Source organism: Mycobacterium parascrofulaceum ATCC BAA-614 (assembly GCF_000164135.1).
Classification (GTDB): domain Bacteria; phylum Actinomycetota; class Actinomycetes; order Mycobacteriales; family Mycobacteriaceae; genus Mycobacterium; species Mycobacterium parascrofulaceum.
In genome coordinates this window covers 1-1,114 of sequence record NZ_GG770622.1, presented here as the reverse complement: position 1 = coordinate 1,114, position 1,114 = coordinate 1, and the positions used below count along the sequence as shown (strand labels likewise).

1 pseudogene is annotated in these 1,114 nt (G+C 76.0%); it reads left to right on the top strand.

What is annotated here, in order from left to right:
• Positions 1-1,114 (top strand): annotated as a pseudogene (locus HMPREF0591_RS29870) (cation-translocating P-type ATPase); the annotation flags it as partial.

The window sequence follows — 1,114 nt, the reverse complement described above, 5'->3', positions numbered from 1 at the left end:
CTGACCGGCCGGGCGCTGCGCTGGCCGCGCATGCCCGTCGGCGTCCTGGCGGCCGTGGTGGCCGTCGACTACCAGCCGTGGCTGCGCCGCCTGCTCGAGGACCGGATCGGCCGGCCCGCCACCGACACCGTGCTGACGCTGGCCGCGACGGCCGCGGAAACCGTCACGCTGTCCCCCGCGTCGTTGTCGGTGGGCCTGCTGATGCAGTCGCTGAAGGCCGCCGAATGCCGGGCGGAGGCCCGCGCCTGGGTCGAGCACGAGCCCCGGCTGGCCGCCCACGCCGACCACCCGCGCATCGACCCGTCGGCGGGCTCCAAGCCGCGCGGCCGGCCGGCCGACCACCACGCCGGCCGGTTCGCGATTGTCCAGGCGATCAGCGCCGGGGTCGTCGGCGCCACCACCCGCAACCTGCACCAGGCGGCGCTGGCGGTCCTGGTCACCACCCCGGCGGCCAACCGCACCACGCCGGAGGCCTTCGCCGCCGCGCTCGGCCAGGGGCTGGCCGACCGGCACGCCGTGCTGCCGCTGCGCCCGGAGGCGCTGCGCCGCCTGGACCGGGTGGACGCCATCGTCATCGATCCCCGGGTGCTGTGCACCACGAGCCTGCGGGTGTCGCTCATCCGGGGCGCCCGGGAGGTCGAGCTGTCCGCGGCGTGGTCGCGCGCCACGCTGATGCTGGAAAACCAGCGCCTGCGTCCCGGCTGGCACCCGGTGCCCGGGATATCGGCCAGTGAACCGAATGGCGAAGTCGAGGCGCTGTTCTCCTTCACGCACGACCCGCTGGCGTCCGCCGTCGTCGCCGAGGCGCACCGGACGGGTTCGGAACTGGTTTCGGTCGAGGACGATTCGCTGGGCGAGCTGCGCCCCGCCTTCGACGAGATCAGGCCGCTGGCGCGGGGTTCCATCGACGACGCCCTGGCCGGCGCCGTGGCGGATCTGCGGGACGCGGGCCGCACGGTCGCGGTGCTGTCATCGCCCGGCGCGCAAGCGATTTGGTCGGCCGACGTGGCGCTGGGCATGCTGCCCGGGCCGGAAGCCGGGCCGCCGCCGTGGTACGCCGACCTGCTGCTGCCGGACCTGGGGGCCGCCTGGCGGGTGCTGCACGCGGTGCCGG